This is a genomic window from Streptomyces sp. NPDC006512 (assembly GCF_040611935.1).
Taxonomy (GTDB): domain Bacteria; phylum Actinomycetota; class Actinomycetes; order Streptomycetales; family Streptomycetaceae; genus Streptomyces.
The window spans coordinates 22,853-42,573 of the sequence record NZ_JBEXPG010000045.1 but is presented as its reverse complement, the minus strand read 5'-3'; the positions used below and the strand labels follow the sequence as shown (position 1 = coordinate 42,573).

Genomic DNA, 19,721 nt, shown 5'->3' with positions numbered 1-19,721 from the left:
CCCCATTGACATGAGCACGGGCCGGTCGTGAGCCTGGCGTCCGCACGCTTTCGTGGCAGACGACGCCCAGGGGGGCACATGAGGCACCGCGCGAGAACGATCCTCGCCGCAAGCGCACTCGTCTTCGGAACCACACTGGCCGCACTACCCGCGACGGCCCAGGCCCAGCCCGTGCCCGGCACCGCATCCGGCGCCGACGAGGTGCGGGTCTACGACGCCGACATCACCCGCGAGCAGGTCCCGCTCGTCCTGGCAGCCGGCCAGGACGCCCACGAACTCGCCGAGCGTGCCCCGGAGACCGGGACGGCCAAGGTCGAGCTCTTCCTCACCGGCGACCAGGCCGAGCAGCTCGCCGCCCAGGGGATCGCGCTCGCCGAACGCAAGGTCCCCGCCCAGGGCCTGGCCCGCGCCAAGGCCGCCGGGGACGGGGTGTTCCGCCCCTACAGCGGCGGCGGCGGCCTGCGGGAGGAGATCCTGCGCACGGCACAGCAGCACCAGGCGCTCACCAAGGTCGTCTCCATCGGCAAGACCGTCCAGGGCAAGGACATCCTCGCCCTCAAGGTCACCAAGAACGCCAAGAAGGCCAAGGACGGCGACAAGCCCTCCGTGCTCTACATGTCCAACCAGCACGCCCGCGAGTGGATCACCCCCGAGATGACCCGGCGGCTGATGCACCACACCCTCGACAACTACGGCAAGGACCCGCGGATCACGAAGCTGGTGGACTCCACCGAGCTCTGGTTCCTGCTCTCCGCCAACCCCGACGGCTACGACCACACGTTCACCGCCGACGACGCCCGCCTGTGGCGCAAGAACCTCCGTGACAACAACGGCGACGGCAAGATCGGCGCCGGCGACGGCGTGGACCTCAACCGCAACTTCTCCTACAAGTGGGGCTACGACAACGAGGGTTCCTCGCCGAACGAGGCGAGCGAGACCTACCGCGGCCCCAAGGCGGCCTCCGAGCCCGAGACGCGCGCCCTGGACGCCTTCCAGAAGCGCATCGGCTTCGAGTACGCCATCAACTACCACTCCGCGTCCGAACTGATCCTCTACGGTGTCGGCTGGCAGGTGGCCACCCCCACCCCGGACGACGTCGCCTACAAGGCGCTCGCCGGCACCCCGGAGAACCCGGCCGTCCCCGGCTACTACCCGCAGCTCTCCTCCGAGCTGTACACCACCAACGGCGAGGCCGACGGACACGCCGCGAACGTCAACGGCGCCATGATGTTCACGCCCGAGATGACCACCTGCCAGACGGCCTCCGAGATCGACCCGAACGACCGGTGGAAGCCCGAGGACTGCGCCTCCGGCTTCAACTTCCCGGACGACGAGAAGCTCATCCAGGCGGAGTTCGCCAAGAACGTCCCCTTCGCGCTGACCGTCGGCGAGAGCGCCGCGCACCCCGACCGGCCGGCCTCCGCCGTCGGCCTGAGCGCCGCGGACTTCACCCCGGACCCGTTCACGACCTCCTACGTCGCCCGCGGCGAGGACCAGACGGTCTCCGTCACCGCCCGCAAGTCCCTGCGCGACAAGGAACTCAACTTCCGCGTCAACGGCGGCCGCGCCCACGACGAGGAACTGGAGCCCTGGAAGGGCGGCGAAACCTACGGCGGCGAGGACAACAACTGGTTCGACGAGTACCGGGCCGAGGTCGACGGCACCCGGCCCGGTGACAAGGTCGAGGTCTGGTTCACCGGCCGCGACCGCTCCGGCGGGCAGGTCTCCAGCGAGCACTTCACGTACACCGTCGCCGAGCGGCCCCGCGCGGACGTCCTGGTCGTGGCCGAGGAGGGCGCCAAGGCCCAGCACGCCTCGGCCTACGTCGACGCGCTGCGCGCCAACGGAAGGTCCGCGGCCGTCTGGGACGTGGCCACCCAGGGCGCCCCGCACCACCTCGGGGTGCTGTCGCACTTCGGCACCGTCGTCCACTACACGGGCGCCAAGACCCCCGGCGGCGACACCCAGCTGGCGGTCCGCGACTTCCTCAACGAGGGCGGCAAGCTCATCGAGGCCGGTGAACTGGCGGGCGGCAACGCCCAGGTCGGCCGGGCCGTGACCAACGACTTCAGCCAGTACTGGCTCGGCGCCTACGGCCGGGCCGGCGTCACCGGCCCCACCGGCTTCACCGGAGCGGGCGCGCTGACCGGCGGCAAGGGCGGCCTGGGCGACGCCGCGGGCAACCCGCTCAACGCCCCGGGCGCCTACACCGTGACCTCCGAGACCCTGGCGCCCGCGCAGTTCCCGCAGTTCAAGAGCGCGCAGGCGGGCCAGTACACCGGAGTGAAGAACCCGTACGCCCCGTACGCCGGCACCGGGATGGCCTCGGCCACCCATGACGACGACGACTGGCGCCGGCTCACCCGCACCATCGACCTCACCAAGGTCACCGCCGCCGACAAGCCGCAGCTCAAGCTGGCCCTCAACTGGAACACCGAGGAGGGCTACGACCACGCCGCGCTGGAGGCCCGTACGGCCGGCGGGGACGACTGGACCACGCTCCCGGACGCGGGCGGACTGACCTCGGCCACCGTCCCGGCGGAGTGCGGCGCCGGGTTCTTCGTCAACGGCCACCCCTTCCTGCGCCGCTACCTCACCGTGGAGGCGGGCGGCTGCGCGCCGAAGGGCACCAGCGGAACCTGGAACAGCTTCACCGGCTCCTCCGGCGGCTGGAAGCAGGTCTCCTTCGACCTGAGCGCCTACGCCGGCAAGTCCGTCGAGGTCTCCCTCGCCTACATCACCGACCCGGGCTCCGGCGGCCGCGGCGTGTTCGCCGACGAGGCCCGCTTGAACGTGGCCGGAGCCGACCAGGCCGCGGAGGGCTTCGAAACCTCCCTCGGCGGCTGGACCGTCCCGGGCGCCCCGGCCGGAAGTCCCGATGTTCCGGGCGATTGGTCCAGGACCGGCGAACTGTTCAAGTCCTACGCCGCGGTCACTACGCGTGACACCGTGCTCCTCGGCTTCGGGCTGGAACACGTGCCGGCCACGGCCGATCGTGCCGTACTCGTCGGTAAGGCGCTCCGGGCGCTGAACCGCTGATCAGCACCCCTCCCGTCACTCACCCTGAGTGACGGGGCACAAAGTCCCAGGACCCCGTACCAGCACCAGTGGTACGGGGCTCCGGGGCGTGTCAGGCCCCGGCCGATGTCACTTGGAAGCTCACGGAGAGGTAGGGTCGTAAGCGGTCGGGGACATCCCATACAGCTCGCCGGCGGACAGACCGGCGCACCAACGAGGAGATCGGTTCGTGACGATCCGCGTAGGCATCAACGGTTTTGGCCGAATTGGCCGCAACTACTTCCGTGCGCTCCTGGAGCAGGGAGCGGACATCGAGATCGTCGGTGTCAACGACCTGACTGACAACGCCACTCTGGTGCACCTGCTCAAGTACGACACCATCCTGGGCCGCCTCAAGGCCGAGGTCTCCCACACCGCGGACACCATCACGGTGGGTGGCAACACCTTCAAGACGTTCGCCGAGCGCGACCCCGCGAACCTCCCCTGGGGCGAACTGGGCGCCGACATCGTCATCGAGTCGACCGGCATCTTCACGAAGAAGGCCGACGCCGCCAAGCACATCGCGGCCGGCGCGAAGAAGGTCCTCATCTCGGCTCCGGCCAAGGACGAGGACATCACGATCGTGATGGGCGTCAACCACGACAAGTACGACGCGGCCAACCACCACGTCATCTCCAACGCCTCCTGCACCACCAACTGCGTGGCGCCGATGGCCAAGGTCCTCGACGAGAACTTCGGCATCGTCAAGGGCATGATGACGACGGTCCACGCGTACACGAACGACCAGCGCATCCTGGACTTCCCGCACTCGGACCTGCGCCGCGCCCGCGCCGCCGCCGAGAACATCATCCCGACCTCCACCGGTGCCGCCAAGGCCACCGCGCTGGTCCTCCCGCAGCTCAAGGGCAAGCTGGACGGCATCGCCATGCGCGTCCCGGTCCCCACCGGCTCGGTCACCGACCTCGTACTGGAGCTCTCCCGCGAGACCACCGTGGAAGAGATCAACGCCGCGTTCCAGAAGGCCTCCGAGGGCCAGCTGAAGGGCATCCTCGACTACACCGAGGACGCCATCGTGTCCTCGGACATCGTCAACTGGCCGGCCTCCTGCACGTTCGACTCCTCCCTGACGATGGTGCAGGACGGGACGCAGGTTAAGGTCGTCGGCTGGTACGACAACGAGTGGGGCTACTCCAACCGTCTCGTCGACCTCACCGTCTTCGTCGGCGGTCAGCTCTAAGTACGCAGGGCAAGGCACCACGATGTGAGCACAGGGTCCGGGCAGCGCGATGGAGCGCGGCACGGGCCCTGTTGCTTGCCTCGTTCTCCCTTCCTCGCCCTTCGGGTGAAGGCATCAAAGGAGTAGGAACAGCATGAAGACGATCGACGAACTGCTCGCCGAGGGCGTCCAGGGCAAGCGGGTATTCGTCCGCGCGGACCTCAACGTCCCGTTCGCCAAGGGCACCACCACGATCACCGACGACGGCCGCATCCGCGCCGTCCGGCCGACCGTCGCGAAGCTCGCCGAGGCCGGCGCCCGCGTGGTCGTCGCTTCGCACCTGGGCCGCCCGAAGGGCACCGGCGTCGAGCCGGAGTTCTCCCTCGCCCCCGCCGCCGCCCGCCTCGGCGAGCTGCTCGGCACGGAGGTCGCGTTCGCCACCGACACCGTCGGCGCGTCCGCCAAGGAGACCGTTGCCGCCCTCGCCGACGGCCAGGTCGCCGTGATCGAGAACCTGCGCTTCAACGCCGGTGAGACCTCGAAGGACGACGCCGAGCGCGGCGCCTTCGCGGACCAGCTCGCCGAGCTTGCGGACGTCTACGTCGGCGACGGCTTCGGCGCCGTCCACCGCAAGCACGCCTCGGTCTTCGACCTGCCCGCCCGCCTCCCGCACGCGGCCGGCTACCTCATCGCCACCGAGGTCGGCGTCCTGAAGAAGCTGACCGACGAGGTCGAGCGCCCCTACGTCGTGGTCCTCGGCGGCGCCAAGGTCTCCGACAAGCTCGCCGTCATCGACGAGCTGCTCGGCAAGGCCGACCGCATCCTCATCGGCGGCGGCATGGCCTACACCTTCCTCAAGGCCCAGGGCCACGAGGTCGGCATCTCCCTGCTCCAGGAAGACCAGATCCCGGTCGTCACGGAGTACATGGAGCGCGCCAAGAAGACCGGCGTCGAGCTGGTCCTCCCGGTCGACGTCCTGGTCTCGGCCGAGTTCCCGGACCTGAAGACCAAGGCCCCGGCGGTCTTCGACACCGTCGCCGCGGACAAGATCCCCGCCGACAAGGAGGGCCTGGACATCGGCCCGAAGACGCGCGAGCTCTACGCGTCGAAGATCGCCGATGCCAAGACCGTCTTCTGGAACGGCCCGGTCGGCGTCTTCGAGCACCCCGACTACGCGGGCGGCACCACCGCCATCGCGCAGGCCCTCGTCGACAGCGACGCCTTCACCGTGGTCGGCGGCGGAGACAGCGCCGCCGCGGTCCGCATCCTGGGCTTCGACGAGAAGGCATTCGGCCACATTTCCACCGGTGGCGGCGCAAGCCTCGAATACCTCGAAGGCAAGACGCTCCCCGGCCTCGCTGCCCTGGAGGGCTGAACCCACATGACCGCAGTTGAAAACGGCCGCACCCCGCTGATGGCGGGCAACTGGAAGATGAACCTCAACCACCTTGAGGCCATCGCCCACGTCCAGAAGCTCTCCTTCGCCCTGGCCGACAAGGACTACGACGCCGTCGAGGTCGCGGTCCTGCCGCCCTTCGTCGACCTGCGCTCGGTCCAGACCCTGGTCGACGGCGACAAGCTGAAGATCAAGTACGGCGCCCAGGACATCTCGCAGTACGACTCCGGTGCCTACACCGGCGAGATCTCCGGCCCGATGCTGTCGAAGCTGAAGTGCTCCTTCGTGGCCGTCGGCCACAGCGAGCGCCGCCAGTACCACGGCGAGAACGACGAGATCTGCAACGCCAAGGTCAAGGCCGCCTACAAGCACGGGATCACCCCGATCCTGTGCGTCGGCGAGGGCCTCGACGTCCGCAAGGCCGGCGAGCAGGTCCCGTACACGCTGAAGCAGGTCGACGGCGGCCTCAAGGACGTCCCGGCCGAGCAGGTCGAGTCCATCGTGATCGCGTACGAGCCCGTCTGGGCGATCGGGACCGGCGAGGTCGCCACCCCCGAGGACGCGCAGGAGGTCTGCGGGGCGATCCGCGGCCGTCTCGCGGAGCTGTACTCGCAGGAGCTGGCCGACAAGGTCCGCATCCAGTACGGCGGCTCGGTGAAGTCCGGCAACATCGCCGCGATCATGGCCCAGCCCGACGTCGACGGGGCCCTGATCGGCGGCGCGGCACTGGACGTGGACGAGTTCGTCAAGATCGTCCGCTTCCGCGACCAGTGAGTATGCGGTAGGGCGGATCCGTCGTACCCTTGCGGGGGCCAGGGGCTGTACAGACAGCCGCTGGCCCCCGCGCCCGTCGCAGGTCCGGTGAAACCTGAAAGCCCAGAATGCCCAGAAAGTAGGAATCAGCCGTGATTATGGGGTTCTCGATCGCCCTGGTCGTTTTCAGCGCCCTGCTGATGCTGCTCGTGCTGATGCACAAGGGCAAGGGCGGCGGCCTCTCCGACATGTTCGGCGGCGGTATGCAGTCGTCGGTCGGCGGTTCCTCCGTGGCGGAGCGCAACCTGGACCGCATCACCGTCGTGGTCGGCCTCCTGTGGTTCGCGTGCATCGTCGCGCTCGGCCTGATCATGAAGTCGAGCAGCTGACCGTTCTCGCCGTTCCGGCCGTCCGGCCGGCGCCCCCCGGCCTATCATGGGACCCGGCGGCCACAGCCTGGAGCGAGTAACTCCGGTTGCTGGACGTGCGTTGGGCCTTACGTAGACTGGGGCGCCCGCAGCGGACATCCCTCACGCTCCGCGGCACCATCACGCAGGGAGTTACGACCGTGGCAAGTGGCAACGCGATTCGTGGAAGTCGGGTCGGAGCCGGGCCGATGGGCGAGGCCGAGCGCGGTGAGTCCGCGCCCCGTCTGCGCATCTCCTTCTGGTGCTCGAACGGGCACGAGACGCAGCCGAGCTTCGCCAGTGACGCGCAGGTGCCGGACACCTGGGACTGCCCGCGCTGCGGATTCCCGGCCGGCCAGGACCGGGACAACCCGCCCGCCCCGCCGCGCACGGAGCCGTACAAGACGCACCTCGCGTACGTGCGGGAGCGTCGCACCGACGCCGACGGCGAGGCGATCCTCGCCGAGGCGCTCGCGAAGCTCCGCGGCGAGATCTGAGGCTCGGCGGCGACCTGAGCCGCACTCAAGAGTGACCGGGGGCCCGGCCCGTGGGATGAGGAATCCCGCGGGCCGGGCCCCTTTGTGTGCGTTGTCCCCCTTCGGATCCCTTAGGTTGGAGGTGGCGGGGCACAACAGGACAGGAAGAAGTGGGTTGATGTCCGAGATGAACGCAGACAGCCGTACGAGGCTCGACCGGACGCCCGAGTGGAACGCGCTCGGCAAGCACCGCGAAGAGCTGGGGCACACGCATCTGCGGGAGCTGTTCGAGACGGACCCCGACCGGGGCACCAACTACACGCTGCGGGTCGGGGACCTGTACATCGACTATTCGAAGCACCTCGTGACGGACGAGACGCTCGCGCTGCTCCGCGAACTCGCGTCGGCGACCGGCGTGGCCGCGCTGCGGGACGCCATGTTCCGCGGCGAGAAGATCAACACCACCGAGGACCGGGCGGTCCTGCACACCGCCCTGCGCGCCCCCGCGGACGCCGTCGTCGAGGTGGACGGCGAGAACGTCGTACCCGGCGTGCACGCGGTCCTCGACAAGATGGCCGCCTTCTCCGACCGGGTGCGGTCGGGGGAGTGGAAGGGCCACACCGGCAAGCCGATCAAGAACGTCGTCAACATCGGCATCGGCGGCTCCGACCTCGGTCCGGCGATGGCGTACGAGGCGCTGCGCGCCTTCACCGACCGCTCGCTGACCGTGCGCTTCGTGTCCAACGTGGACGGCGCCGACCTGCACGAGGCCGTCCGGGACCTGGACGCGGCCGAGACGCTGTTCATCATCGCCTCGAAGACCTTCACGACCATCGAGACCATCACCAACGCCACCTCGGCACGGAACTGGCTGCTCGCGGAACTGGGCGCCGGCGACGAGGCCGTGGCCCGGCACTTCGTGGCGCTGTCCACCAACGAGGAGAAGGTCTCCGCGTTCGGCATCGACACGGCCAACATGTTCGGGTTCTGGGACTGGGTCGGCGGGCGCTACTCCTTCGACTCGGCCATCGGCCTCTCGCTGATGATCGCCATCGGCCCGGACGCCTTCCGCGAGATGCTGCGCGGCTTCCACGCGATGGACGAGCACTTCCGCACGGCGCCGCCCGAGCAGAACGCCCCCTTCCTGATGGGCCTGTTGGGCGTCTGGTACGGGGCCTTCTTCGACGCGCAGTCGCACGCGGTACTGCCCTACAGCCACTACCTGTCGCGCTTCACCGCCTACTTGCAGCAGCTGGACATGGAGTCCAACGGCAAGTCCGTCGACCGCGAGGGCAACCGGGTGGACTGGCAGACGGGTCCGGTGGTCTGGGGCACGCCCGGCACCAACGGCCAGCACGCGTACTACCAGCTGATCCACCAGGGCACCCGGGTGATCCCCGCCGACTTCATCGGCTTCGCCCGGCCGGTGGCCGACCTGCTGCCCGGGCTGGTCGCCCAGCACGACCTGCTGATGGCGAACTTCTTCGCGCAGACGCAGGCGCTGGCCTTCGGCAAGACCGCCGACGAGGTACGGGCCGAGGGCGTGGCCGAGGAACTCGTCCCGCACAAGACCTTCCAGGGCAACCACCCGACGACGACGATCCTCGCCGGCGACCTGACCCCGGCGGTCCTGGGCCAGCTCATCGCCCTCTACGAGCACAAGGTGTTCGTCCAGGGCGCGGTGTGGAACATCGACTCCTTCGACCAGTGGGGCGTCGAACTGGGCAAGGTCCTCGCCAAGCGGGTGGAGCCGGCCTTGACGGAGGGCACGGGTACCGAGTCCCTCGACCCGTCGACGCGGACCCTGGTGGCCGCCTACCGCGAGCTCCGCGGCCGGGCCTGACCCACGGCGAAGGGCCCGTCCCGCGCACCGTTTCCGGTGTGCGGGACGGGCCCTCCGTACGTTTCCGGGACCGGTCAGGCGGAGGCCGGCGGGTACATGTCCGACGGCAGTTCGGCAGCGGCCGCGCGGTCCAGGAGCCACAGGGTGCGGCTGCGGCCGTGGGCGGCCGCGGCCGGGGCCTGGACCTCGCCCGCGCCGCCGAGGGCGATGGCGACCGCGCCGGCCTTGTCCTCGCCGGCCGCGAGCAGCCAGACCTCACGGGCCGCCCGGATCGCCGGGAGGGTGAGGGAGACCCGGGTGGGCGGCGGCTTCGGGGCGCCGTGGACGCCGACGACCGTACGCTCCGTCTCGCGCGCGGCGGGGTGCTCGGGGAACAGCGACGCCACGTGGGTGTCGGGGCCGACGCCCAGCATCAGTACGTCGAAGCGGGGGACCGGGCCGTGGTCCTCCGGGCCGGCCGCCTTGGCCAGTTCGGCCGCGTACGAGGCGGCGGCCGCGTCCACGTCGGCGCCGTACGGGCCGTCGGAGGCGGGCATCACGTGCACGCGGGCCGGGTCCACCGGGACGGAGTCCAGGAGGGCCTCGCGGGCCTGGGTGTGGTTGCGCTCGGGGTCGTCCGCGGGGAGGTACCGCTCGTCCCCCCACCACAGGTCGAGGCGGGCCCAGTCGATCGCGTCCCGGGCGGGGGCGGCGGCCAGGGCCGCCAGGAGGCCGTTGCCGTTGCGGCCGCCGGTCAGGACCACGGAGGCGCTGCCGCGGGCGGCCTGCGCGTCCACGATCTTCGTGATGAGCCGGGCCGCCGCGGCCTGGGCCATCAGCTCCTTGTCCCGGTGGACGACGACCTGGGGAGTCGTCATACCCATGTGCTGCCGCCTTCTTGGTAGTTCGGGGTGCGGTGGTTCCGGGGCGCGGTGGTTCCGCGGGAGGTGCCGCGGGGCGGGGCCCGGGAAAGGGCCCCGCCCTGCGGTTACTTGGCCGCGGCCTTCTTCGCCGGCTTGGGAGCCGGCTTCGAGGGCGGGGTCTCGGACTTCGCCTCGGCCGGCTTCGTCCCGGCCGCGGGCGCCGCCGGGGCGGTGGCCTCCAGCCGGGCCACGCCGAACTTCAGCGAGGCCTCGTAGGTGTTGTCCGGGTCCAGCCGGCGCAGCTCCTCCGCCAGCAGCTCGGCCGTGTCGCGGCGCTGGAGCGCCACGGAGCGGTCGGGCTGCCCCGGCATGCACAGCGTCGCCAGGGCGCCGTCCGCGCGGTCCAGGACGATCACGCCGTCCTTGGTCTCCATGCGGACGGCGGTCAGACCCGGGCCGCCCGAAAGGGTGCGGTTGACCGGGACCCCGAGGCGGTCCGCGAGCCACATGGCCAGCAGCTCGCAGCTCGGGTTGTCGTTCTCGCCCTCGACGGTCGCCGAGACGACCGCCAGGTTCTGCTGCTGGTCCAGCGCGGCCGCCAGCATCGAACGCCACGGGGTGATCCGGGTCCAGGACAGGTCCGTGTCGCCGGGGGCGTAGGCCGCCGCCCGGCTGCCGAGGGCCGCGACCGGGTCCTCGCACGAGTACGTGTCCGTGATCCGGCGCTGCCCCAGCGCCCCCAGCGGGTCGCCCGCCAGGTCCGCCGGAGCGCCCTCCGGCCACCAGACGACCACGGGGGCGTCGGGCAGCAGGAGCGGGAGAACCACCGACTGGGCGTGGTCGACCAGTTCACCGTGCAGGCGGAGCACGATCGTCTCGCCGGTGCCGGAGTCCGCCCCGACGCGGATCTCCGCGTCGAGCCGGGCTTCGCGGCGGCTGCGCGGCGATCGGCTGATCCGCTTGACGACGACGATGATCCGCGAGGGGTGTTCGTGGGAAGCGTCGTTCGCCGACTTGAGCGCGTCGTACGCGTTCTCCTCGTCGGTCACGATCACCAGCGTGAGGACCATGCCGATGGCCGGCGTGCCGATGTCCCGGCGCGCCTGCACCAACGCGGCGTTGATCCTGCTGGAGGTGGTCTCCGTGAGGTCGATCTTCATGGCCGGCGCCAGCTCCGTCCGTCTCGTGCGAGCATCTCGTCCGCCTCGACCGGCCCCCAGGTACCCGCCGGGTACTGCGCGGGCTTGCCGTGCTTGTCCCAGTACTCCTCGATCGGGTCGAGGATGTTCCAGGACAGCTCGACCTCCTGGTGGCGCGGGAAGAGGTTCGCGTCACCCAGCAGGACATCGAGGATCAGCCGCTCGTACGCCTCGGGGCTGGACTCGGTGAAGGACTCGCCGTACGCGAAGTCCATCGTGACGTCCCGGACCTCCATGGAGGTGCCCGGCACCTTGGAGCCGAAGCGGACCGTCACGCCCTCGTCCGGCTGGACCCGGATGACCAGGGCGTTCTGCCCCAGCTCCTCGGTCGCGCCCGACTCGAACGGCAGGTAGGGGGCCCGCTTGAAGACGACCGCGATCTCGGTCACCCGGCGGCCGAGGCGCTTGCCCGTCCGCAGGTAGAACGGGACGCCCGCCCAGCGGCGGTTGTTGATCTCCAGGCGGATGGCCGCGTAGGTGTCGGTCTTCGACTTGGGGTCGATGCCGTCCTCTTCGAGGTACCCGACGACCTTCTCGCCGCCCTGCCAGGCGGCCGAGTACTGGCCGCGCACGGTGTGCTTGCCCAGGTCCTCGGGCAGCTCCACGGCGGTCAGGACCTTGAGCTTCTCGGCCACCAGCGCCTTGGGGTGGAAGGAGCCGGGCTCCTCCATCGCGGTCAGCGCCAGCAGCTGGAGCAGGTGGTTCTGGATGACGTCACGGGCCGCGCCGATGCCGTCGTAGTAGCCGGCCCGGCCGCCGATGCCGATGTCCTCGGCCATCGTGATCTGCACGTGGTCGACGTACGACCGGTTCCAGATCGGCTCGAACATCGTGTTGGCGAAGCGGAGCGCCAGGATGTTCTGGACGGTCTCCTTGCCGAGGTAGTGGTCGATCCGGAAGACCTCGTCACGGGGGAAGACCTCGTGGACGACCTTGTTGAGTTCTTCCGCGCTCTTGAGGTCGTGGCCGAAGGGCTTCTCGATGACGGCACGCCGCCAGGAACCCTCCTTCTGCGCCAGACCGTGGTCCTTGAGCTGCTGGACGACCTTGGGGAAGAACTTCGGGGGCACCGAGAGGTAGAAGGCGAAGTTGCCGCCCGTCCCCTGGGCCTTGTCCAGTTCCTCGATGGTCGACTTGAGCGTCTCGAAGGCCGCGTCGTCGTCGAAGTCGCCCTGGACGAAGCGGCAGCCCTGCACCAGCTGCTGCCAGACCTCTTCACGGAAGGGGGTGCGCGAGTGCTCCTTGACCGCGTCGTGCACCACCTGGGCGAAGTCCTCGTCCTGCCACTCGCGACGGGCGAATCCGATCAGCGAGAAGCCCGGAGGCAGCAGGCCGCGGTTCGCGAGGTCGTAGACGGCGGGCATGAGCTTCTTGCGCGACAGGTCACCCGTAACGCCGAAAATGACCAGGCCGGACGGCCCCGCGATGCGCGGGAGCCGTCGGTCCTGTGCGTCACGAAGCGGGTTCGCTCCGTTTGCTGACAAAATACTCAGTCCTCCGCGGGGGCGAGGCGCTTGAGCTCCGCCTCGGTCGACTTCAGCAGGTCGTTCCAGGACGCCTCGAACTTCTCGACGCCTTCGTCTTCGAGCAGCTGCACCACATCGTCGTACGAGATGCCGAGCTTCGCGACCGCGTCGAGCTCGGCGCGGGACTGCTCGTAGGTGCCGCGAATGGTGTCGCCGGAGACCTCGCCGTGGTCGGCGGTGGCCTCCAGGGTGCCCTCGGGCATGGTGTTCACGGTGCCGGGCGCGACCAGGTCCACCACGTACAGGGTGTCCTTGTACGCCGGGTCCTTGACGCCGGTCGAGGCCCACAGCGGACGCTGCTTGTTGGCCTGGGCCTTGTCCAGGGCCGCCCAGCGCTCGCCGGCGAACACCTCCTCGAAGGCCTCGTAGGCCAGGCGGGCGTTCGCGAGGGCCGCCTTGCCCTTCAGGGCCTTCGCCTCGTCGGTGCCGACGCCGTCGAGGCGCTTGTCGATCTCGCTGTCCACGCGGGACACGAAGAACGAGGCGACCGAGTGGATCTTGGAGAGGTCCAGGCCGGCGGCCTTCGCCTTCTCCAGGCCCGCCAGGTACGCGTCCATGACCGCGCGGTAGCGCTCCAGCGAGAAGATCAGCGTCACGTTGACGCTGATGCCCTTGCCGATGACCTCGGTGATCGCCGGCAGGCCGGCCTCGGTCGCCGGGATCTTGATGAGCGTGTTCGGGCGGTCCACCAGCCAGGCGAGCTGCTTGGCCTCGGCGATGGTCGCCGTGGTGTTGTGCGCCAGGCGCGGGTCGACCTCGATCGAGACGCGGCCGTCCTGGCCGTCGGTCGTGTCGTAGACCGGGCGCAGGATGTCGGCGGCGTCGCGGACGTCCGCCGTGGTGATCATGCGGATGGCCTCGTCGACGGTGACCTTGCGGGCGGCGAGGTCCGCGAGCTGCTGCTCGTAGCCGTCACCGCTGCTGATGGCCTTCTGGAAGATCGACGGGTTGGTGGTGACACCGACCACGTGCTGCTGGTCGATCAGCTCGGCGAGGTTGCCGGACGTGATGCGCTTGCGGGACAGGTCGTCCAGCCAGATCGCCACGCCCTCGTCGGAGAGGCGCTTGAGTGCGTCTGTCATGGGAATTGCATCTCCTACTGGTTCTTGTACCGGTGTCAGCGCGCGTCAGCGGCGTTCAGGCCGCCCGTTTCGCTCAGGGAGGCCTTTGCGGCTGCGGTCACGGCCTCGGCGGTCAGGCCGAACTCGCGGAACAGCACGGCGCCGTCGGCCGACGCGCCGAAGTGCTCCAGCGACACGATCCGGCCCGCGTCGCCGACGTAACGGTGCCAGGTCAGGCCGATGCCCGCCTCGACTGCGACTCGCGCCTTGACGGACGGGGGCAGGACGCTGTCCTTGTACTCCTGGTCCTGCTCCTCGAACCACTCGACGCACGGCATCGAGACGACGCGGGTCGGCACGCCCTCGGCCTGCAGCGCCTCGCGCGCGGCGACGGCGAGCTGGACCTCGGAGCCGGTGCCGATCAGCACGACCTGCGCCGGGCCGCCCTCGGCCTCGAACAGGACGTAGCCGCCCTTGACCGTGTCCTCGTGCGCCGGGTAGGTCGGTACACCCTGTCGGGTGAGGGCGAGGCCGTGCGGGGCGCCCTTGCCGTACACCTTGGTGTGACGCTTGAGGATCTCGCGCCAGGCGATGGCGGTCTCGTTCGCGTCGGCCGGACGGACCACGTTCAGGCCCGGGATGGCGCGCAGCGCGGCGACGTGCTCGACCGGCTGGTGGGTCGGGCCGTCCTCGCCCAGGCCGATGGAGTCGTGCGTCCACACGTACGTCACCGGAAGGTGCATCAGCGACGACAGGCGGACGGCGTTGCGCATGTAGTCGGAGAACACCAGGAAGGTGCCGCCGTAGATGCGGGTGTGGCCGTGCAGGGCGATGCCGTTCATGGCCGCGGCCATGGCGTGCTCGCGGATGCCGAAGTGGATGGTGCGGCCGTACGGGTCGGCCTCCGGCAGCGGGTTGCCCACCGGCAGGAACGAGGAGTTCTTGTCGATGGTGGTGTTGTTGGAGCCGGCCAGGTCGGCCGAGCCGCCCCACAGCTCCGGGATGACCGCGCCGAGCGCTTCGAGGACCTTGCCGGAGGCGGCGCGGGTGGCGACGCCCTTGCCGGGCTCGAAGGTGGGGAGCTCGTCCTCCCAGCCGGCGGGCAGCTCGTTGGCCTCGATGCGGTCGAAGGAGGCGGCGCGCTCCGGGTTGGCGGTGCGCCAGGCGGAGAAGTCCTTCTCCCAGGCGGCCTTGGCCTCGCGGCCGCGGTCCAGCGCCTTGCGGGTGTGGGCGATGACCTCGTCGGAGACCTCGAAGGTCTGCTCCGGGTCGAAGCCGAGCACGCGCTTGGTCGCGGCGACCTCGTCGTTGCCGAGGGCCGAGCCGTGCGCGGCCTCGGTGCCCTGGGCGTGCGGGGCCGGCCAGGCGATGATCGAGCGGGCCGCGATGAAGGAGGGGCGGTCCGTCTCGGCCTTGGCGGCCTGGAAGGCGGCGTAGAGCGCCTTCGGGTCGAGGTCGCCGTTCTCCTGCGCGGCGACGCGCTGGACGTGCCAGCCGTAGGCCTCGTAGCGCTTGAGGGTGTCCTCGGAGACGGCCGTCTCCGTGTCGCCCTCGATGGAGATGTGGTTGTCGTCCCACAGCAGGACCAGGTTGCCGAGCTTCTGGTGGCCGGCCAGCGCGGACGCCTCGTGGGAGATGCCCTCCTGGAGGCAGCCGTCGCCCGCGATCGCGTAGATCATGTGGTCGAACGGGGACGTGCCCGCGGGGGCTTCGGGGTCGAAGAGGCCGCGCTCGTAGCGGGCGGCCATGGCCATGCCCACCGCGTTCGCGATGCCCTGGCCCAGCGGACCGGTCGTGGTCTCGACGGCGGCCGTGTGGCCGTACTCCGGGTGACCCGGGGTCTTGGAACCCCACGTGCGGAACGCCTTGAGGTCATCCAGCTCCAGGCCGAAGCCGCCGAGGTAGAGCTGGGTGTAGAGGGTCAGGGACGAGTGCCCTGCGGAGAGCACGAAACGGTCACGGCCGACCCACTGGGGGTCTGCCGGGTCGTGCCGCATGACCTTCTGGAACAGCGTGTAAGCGGCGGGGGCCAGGCTCATCGCCGTACCGGGGTGGCCGTTCCCGACCTTCTGGACCGCGTCGGCGGCCAGGATGCGGGCGGTGTCGACGGCCCGCTGGTCCAGTTCGGTCCACTCGAGCTCTGTGGTGGTCGGCTTGGTGCTCACCGTTGGTCAGGGCTCCTCTCCACATGTTGTTTTCCCGGTGACGAACGGTGCCACCGGCGCGATTCCGAGCCTACCCCCGCCAGGGCGTGCGGCTATTCGAGTGCCGGTAGTGCGTCGCCGGGTCGCTGCCCGGTGTTCACCTGGGCTCACCACCGCTCATCTGGGATCCCCGTGACCCCGGTCCGATCGGCCCAACACGAGGTGACCCCCGCGCAGGGCGACGCAAGGGCAACGTCTACAGTGGCGTGGTACGCGCAAGCCTTTACCGGACCTTCATCTTCTGAAGGGTCCGCGTCGGAGCTTGCTGGATTCTCTCTCAGGGGTGTGCGTGACGGCCGTCGAATCCCGTCCAGCGGGGGTGCTCGGGACGAGCCCCGGTCACCGGCCGTTCGGGGCCCGGGTCATGGCATTCGTGGCACTGACCAAGCCTCGGATCATCGAGCTGCTGCTCATCACGACCGTGCCGGTCATGTTCCTCGCGGAACAGGGTGTTCCGTCGTTGTGGCTGGTCCTCGCGACCTGCTTCGGCGGCTACCTGTCGGCCGGTGGCGCGAACGCGCTGAACATGTACATCGACCGCGACATCGACGCGCTGATGGACCGCACGTCGCAGCGGCCGCTGGTGACCGGCATGGTGAGCCCGCGGGAGTGCCTGGTCTTCGGCATCTCCCTCGCGGTGATCTCCACCTTGTTCTTCGGTCTGCTCGTCAACTGGCTGTCGGCCGCCCTCGCGCTCGGCGCGCTCCTCTTCTACGTCGTGGTCTACACGATGCTGCTGAAGCGGCGCACCGCGCAGAACATCGTCTGGGGCGGCATCGCCGGCTGCATGCCGGTGCTCATCGGCTGGTCGGCGGTGAAGAACGAGGTCTCGTGGGCCGCGGTCATCCTCTTCCTGGTCATCTTCTTCTGGACGCCGCCGCACTACTGGCCGCTGTCGATGAAGGTCAAGGACGACTACGCGCGGGTCGGCGTGCCGATGCTGCCGGTCGTGGCCGGCAACAAGGTGGTCGCCCGCCAGATCGTCATCTACAGCTGGGTGATGGTCGCCGTCTCGCTGCTGCTCACCCCGCTGCACTACACCGGCTGGTTCTACACGGCGGTCGCGCTGGTGGCCGGCGGCTGGTGGCTGTGGGAGGCGCACGCGCTGCACGCCCGGGCCAAGGCCGGGGTGACGGGCGCGAAGCTCAAGGAGATGCGGCTCTTCCACTGGTCGATCACCTACGTGTCGCTGCTGTTCGTGGCCGTGGCCGTGGATCCCTTCCTCCGTTGATTACTCGCCGGTAGCATGTGGTACATGGCAGAGACCGCAGACACCGCAGACAAGAAGCAGGACCGTACGGCGGCGAAGCTGGCCCGCCAGATCGGCGCGTTCGCCAAGGAGCACGGCGGCGCCGAGGGCCAGCTCGCGCACATCGGCCAGGCCGGTACCCGGATCCTCCTCGTGGGCACCGACGGCGGCTGGGGCGACCTGGTCGCCCCGACGTACGACGTGGCCCGCCTGGCGGCGGAGAAGTCCGGCCTGACGTTCCTGGACGAGTTCGACGGGGAGATGGCCGCCCGCGTCGTGACGGGCCCGTACGAGTGGACCCGCATGGCGGGCATCCAGCTCGGCGGCCCCGCCAACCCGAAGGCCTGACACCCCCCGGACCGGTTCCCGAAATACCGGCCGGGGCAACACCTCGGACCCGGCTCACCCGTTAGGACGTGTGGAAGCCCCTTCCTCACGTCCGCAACGGGATGCCCGGATGATCGAAACGCCGCCCCTGGTGGACCAGTACTGCCACGGAGTGCTCCGTACGGAGCTGGGCCTCGGCACCTTCGAGGCCCAGCTGGTCCGTTCGGCCGGTCCGCCCGCCGCGGGCACCACCCTCTTCGACACCCAGACGGGTTTCGCCGTGCGCCGCTGGTGCCCGCCGCTGCTGGGGCTCGAACCGCACTGCGCGCCCGCCCGCTACCTGGCCCGGCGGCGGGAACTCGGCGTCGTCGAGACCGGCCGCAGGCTGCTGCGCGGCGCGGGGGTCGGGGCGTACCTCGTGGACACGGGGGTTCCGGAGGACCTCACCCGGCCCGAGGAGCTGGGCCGGGCCGGGGACGCGCGGGCCTTCGAGGTGGTCCGGCTGGAGGTGCTCGCCGAACAGGCCGCCGACACGTCGGGGACCGTCGCCGCCTTCCTGGCCAACCTCTCCGGAGCCGTCCACCACGCCGCCGCCGCGGCCGTCGCCCTCGGCTGCGGGGCCGCCGCCGCCCGGGCCGCCCGCGAGGCGGAGCCGCCCGGACCCGGCGAGGTGCGCGGGGCGGCCGGGCGGTGGCTCGCGGGCCGGGCCAGGGGCGGCGCGCTGCGGGACCCGGTCCTGCTGCGGCACCTGCTGTGGAGCGCGGTGGCCTCGGGGCTGCCGCTCCAGCTGCACACCGGCGGGGCCGGCCCCGAGCCGCTGACCGGATTCGTACGGGCCACCGGGGGCCTCGGGACGCGCCTCGTGCTGCTCGGCACGTACCCGTACCAGCGGCAGGCGGCCCGGCTGGCGGCGGCCCACCCGCACGTGTACGCCGACCTGGGCCCGGACCCGGCGCGGACGGGGGTCCGGGCGGCCGCCGTACTGGCCGAGCTGCTGGAGCTCGCGCCGTTCGGGAAGCTGCTGTTCTCCAGCGGAGGCCGGGCGCTGCCCGAACTCCACGCGGTCGGCGCCCTGGTGTTCCGCGAGGCGCTGGGCCGGGTACTGGGCGGCTGGGTCACCGAGGGGGCCTGGTCCCGGCGGGACGCGGACCGCGTGGCGGGGATGCTCGCGGCGGGCAACGCCCGGCGGGTCTACCGGCTGGACGAGCGGAGCTGAACGCCGCCGCCCGCCCCGCGGCGGACCGTCAGACGGCGGACAGCTGCGCGTCGGCCGGCGCGGGGACCTCGTCCCGCTCGGCGGAGCGCTCGCGCAGGCTGAGGGCCACGCGCAGCACCGCGATCCACACCAGGCAGGAGCCGAACATGTGGGCGGCGACCAGCACCTCGGGCAGCTCCGTGAAGAACTGCACGTACCCGATGGCGCCCTGCGCGAGCAGGACCACCAGCAGGTCGCGGGCGCGGGCCCGGGTGTCGACGGGGGCGTCGACCACGCGCAGCACCAGCCACATCGCGACACCGAGCGCGCAGACCAGCCAGGCGGCGATGGCGTGGACGTGGGCGGTGGTCGCCCAGTCGAAGGGCATGCGCGGCACTTCGCTGCTGTCGCCGGCGTGCGGGCCGGAGCCGGTCACCACGGTGCCCGCCGCGATCAGGACGAGGGTGGTGGCGACCAGTGCCCAGGAGAGTTTGCGCACCGGACCGGGCACCCGGGGCTTGGGGGCGCCGTCGCCCTCGCGGGCGCGCTGCCAGGTGAGGGTGGTCACGGTGATCAGCGCGGTGGCGAGCAGGAAGTGCCCGGCCACGCTCCACGGGTTGAGCTTGGTGTGCACGGTGATCCCGCCGAGCACGGCGTTGCCGCACACGACCCAGAACTGCACCCAGCCGAGCTTCGTCAGCGAACGGCGCCACGGCTTGGCGCACCGGGCGGCCAGGATGCACCAGCCGACGGCCGCGCTGACGACGTACGTCAGCATGCGGTTGCCGAATTCGATGGCGCCGTGGATGCCCTGGGCCTGAGTGGTGATCAGGCTGTCGTCGGTGCACTTCGGCCAGGTGTCGCAGCCGAGACCGGATCCGGTCAGCCGCACCGCCCCACCGGTGATGACGATGACGACGGTCATGACGAGCGCGGCGAGTGCGGCCCGCTGGACGATCCGGGGTGACGGACTCCAGCGGGCGGCGAGGTAGGCGAAGGGGTTAAACAC

General features: G+C 70.5%; 16 protein-coding genes. 10 read left to right on the top strand and 6 right to left on the bottom strand.

Annotated features, from left to right (window positions below; translation table 11 throughout):
- The first annotated feature begins 78 nt into the window (after window positions 1–78).
- The 7 genes from ABZZ17_RS27805 (at window position 79) to pgi (ending at window position 9,109) form a co-directional block, all read left to right on the top strand.
- Window positions 79–3,039, top strand: coding sequence for a M14 family zinc carboxypeptidase (locus tag ABZZ17_RS27805; protein ID WP_356879734.1), 2,961 nt, complete (start codon window positions 79–81; stop codon window positions 3,037–3,039).
- A gap of 208 nt (window positions 3,040–3,247) precedes the next feature.
- Window positions 3,248–4,255, top strand: coding sequence for a type I glyceraldehyde-3-phosphate dehydrogenase (gene gap, locus ABZZ17_RS27800; RefSeq protein ID WP_356879732.1), 1,008 nt, complete (start codon window positions 3,248–3,250; stop codon window positions 4,253–4,255).
- 133 nt (window positions 4,256–4,388) lie between these two features.
- Window positions 4,389–5,609 (top strand): phosphoglycerate kinase, encoded by a 1,221-nt coding sequence (locus ABZZ17_RS27795; RefSeq protein WP_356879730.1) that lies wholly within the window; start codon window positions 4,389–4,391, stop codon window positions 5,607–5,609.
- A gap of 6 nt (window positions 5,610–5,615) precedes the next feature.
- Window positions 5,616–6,404 carry a triose-phosphate isomerase gene (gene tpiA / locus ABZZ17_RS27790; RefSeq protein WP_356879728.1) on the top strand — a complete coding sequence of 263 codons (789 nt, stop codon included), beginning with the start codon at window positions 5,616–5,618 and terminating at the stop codon, window positions 6,402–6,404.
- Between the two features lie 137 nt (window positions 6,405–6,541).
- Window positions 6,542–6,772: a preprotein translocase subunit SecG gene (gene secG / locus ABZZ17_RS27785; protein ID WP_356879786.1), complete on the top strand. Its 231-nt coding sequence runs from the start codon at window positions 6,542–6,544 to the stop codon at window positions 6,770–6,772.
- 179 nt (window positions 6,773–6,951) lie between these two features.
- Window positions 6,952–7,287, top strand: coding sequence for an RNA polymerase-binding protein RbpA (locus tag ABZZ17_RS27780; protein ID WP_007263454.1), 336 nt, complete (start codon window positions 6,952–6,954; stop codon window positions 7,285–7,287).
- Between the two features lie 166 nt (window positions 7,288–7,453).
- Window positions 7,454–9,109 carry a glucose-6-phosphate isomerase gene (gene pgi, locus ABZZ17_RS27775; RefSeq protein WP_356879784.1) on the top strand — a complete coding sequence of 552 codons (1,656 nt, stop codon included), beginning with the start codon at window positions 7,454–7,456 and terminating at the stop codon, window positions 9,107–9,109.
- A 74-nt stretch (window positions 9,110–9,183) separates the two neighbouring features.
- Here pgi and pgl read toward each other — a convergent pair whose 3' ends face one another.
- The 5 genes from pgl to tkt form a co-directional block, all read right to left on the bottom strand.
- Window positions 9,184–9,966 (bottom strand): 6-phosphogluconolactonase, encoded by a 783-nt coding sequence (gene pgl, locus ABZZ17_RS27770; protein ID WP_356879726.1) that lies wholly within the window; start codon window positions 9,964–9,966, stop codon window positions 9,184–9,186.
- A 110-nt stretch (window positions 9,967–10,076) separates the two neighbouring features.
- Entirely contained in the window at window positions 10,077–11,111 is a 1,035-nt protein-coding gene (opcA, locus tag ABZZ17_RS27765) for a glucose-6-phosphate dehydrogenase assembly protein OpcA (RefSeq protein WP_356879724.1), read from the bottom strand.
- Window positions 11,108–12,637, bottom strand: a complete 1,530-nt coding sequence (zwf, locus tag ABZZ17_RS27760; RefSeq protein ID WP_356879782.1) for a glucose-6-phosphate dehydrogenase — start codon at window positions 12,635–12,637, stop codon at window positions 11,108–11,110. The genes opcA and zwf overlap by 4 nt, the downstream gene beginning before the upstream one ends.
- A gap of 2 nt (window positions 12,638–12,639) precedes the next feature.
- Entirely contained in the window at window positions 12,640–13,758 is a 1,119-nt protein-coding gene (gene tal / locus ABZZ17_RS27755) for a transaldolase (RefSeq protein WP_356879722.1), read from the bottom strand.
- A 35-nt stretch (window positions 13,759–13,793) separates the two neighbouring features.
- Window positions 13,794–15,902: a transketolase gene (gene tkt / locus ABZZ17_RS27750; protein ID WP_356879720.1), complete on the bottom strand. Its 2,109-nt coding sequence runs from the start codon at window positions 15,900–15,902 to the stop codon at window positions 13,794–13,796.
- Window positions 15,903–16,230: 328 nt separating this feature from the next.
- Between tkt and ABZZ17_RS27745 the strand changes: the two genes are divergently transcribed.
- The 3 genes from ABZZ17_RS27745 to ABZZ17_RS27735 all read left to right on the top strand — a co-directional run bounded on the left by ABZZ17_RS27745 (window position 16,231) and on the right by ABZZ17_RS27735 (window position 18,733).
- Entirely contained in the window at window positions 16,231–17,172 is a 942-nt protein-coding gene (locus tag ABZZ17_RS27745) for a heme o synthase (RefSeq protein WP_356879718.1), read from the top strand.
- A gap of 24 nt (window positions 17,173–17,196) precedes the next feature.
- On the top strand, window positions 17,197–17,538 hold the full coding sequence (locus tag ABZZ17_RS27740) for a hypothetical protein (protein ID WP_356879716.1): 342 nt from the start codon (window positions 17,197–17,199) through the stop codon (window positions 17,536–17,538).
- 109 nt (window positions 17,539–17,647) lie between these two features.
- The gene (locus ABZZ17_RS27735; RefSeq protein WP_356879715.1) at window positions 17,648–18,733 is read left to right on the top strand and encodes an amidohydrolase; all 1,086 of its coding nucleotides are present in this window, start codon (window positions 17,648–17,650) and stop codon (window positions 18,731–18,733) included.
- A gap of 28 nt (window positions 18,734–18,761) precedes the next feature.
- Here ABZZ17_RS27735 and ABZZ17_RS27730 read toward each other — a convergent pair whose 3' ends face one another.
- Window positions 18,762–19,721, bottom strand: a complete 960-nt coding sequence (locus ABZZ17_RS27730; protein ID WP_356879713.1) for a COX15/CtaA family protein — start codon at window positions 19,719–19,721, stop codon at window positions 18,762–18,764.

Coding starts and splice junctions, on each gene's coding strand:
- ABZZ17_RS27805 (WP_356879734.1), top strand. CDS start 79: ATGAGGCACCGCGCGAGAACGATCCTCGCCGCAAGCGCACTCGTCTTC.
- ABZZ17_RS27795 (WP_356879730.1), top strand. CDS start 4,389: ATGAAGACGATCGACGAACTGCTCGCCGAGGGCGTCCAGGGCAAGCGG.
- tpiA (WP_356879728.1), top strand. CDS start 5,616: ATGACCGCAGTTGAAAACGGCCGCACCCCGCTGATGGCGGGCAACTGG.
- secG (WP_356879786.1), top strand. CDS start 6,542: ATGGGGTTCTCGATCGCCCTGGTCGTTTTCAGCGCCCTGCTGATGCTG.
- pgi (WP_356879784.1), top strand. CDS start 7,454: ATGAACGCAGACAGCCGTACGAGGCTCGACCGGACGCCCGAGTGGAAC.
- pgl (WP_356879726.1), bottom strand. CDS start 9,966: ATGACGACTCCCCAGGTCGTCGTCCACCGGGACAAGGAGCTGATGGCC.
- opcA (WP_356879724.1), bottom strand. CDS start 11,111: ATGAAGATCGACCTCACGGAGACCACCTCCAGCAGGATCAACGCCGCG.
- tal (WP_356879722.1), bottom strand. CDS start 13,758: ATGACAGACGCACTCAAGCGCCTCTCCGACGAGGGCGTGGCGATCTGG.
- ABZZ17_RS27740 (WP_356879716.1), top strand. CDS start 17,197: ATGGCAGAGACCGCAGACACCGCAGACAAGAAGCAGGACCGTACGGCG.
- ABZZ17_RS27735 (WP_356879715.1), top strand. CDS start 17,648: ATGATCGAAACGCCGCCCCTGGTGGACCAGTACTGCCACGGAGTGCTC.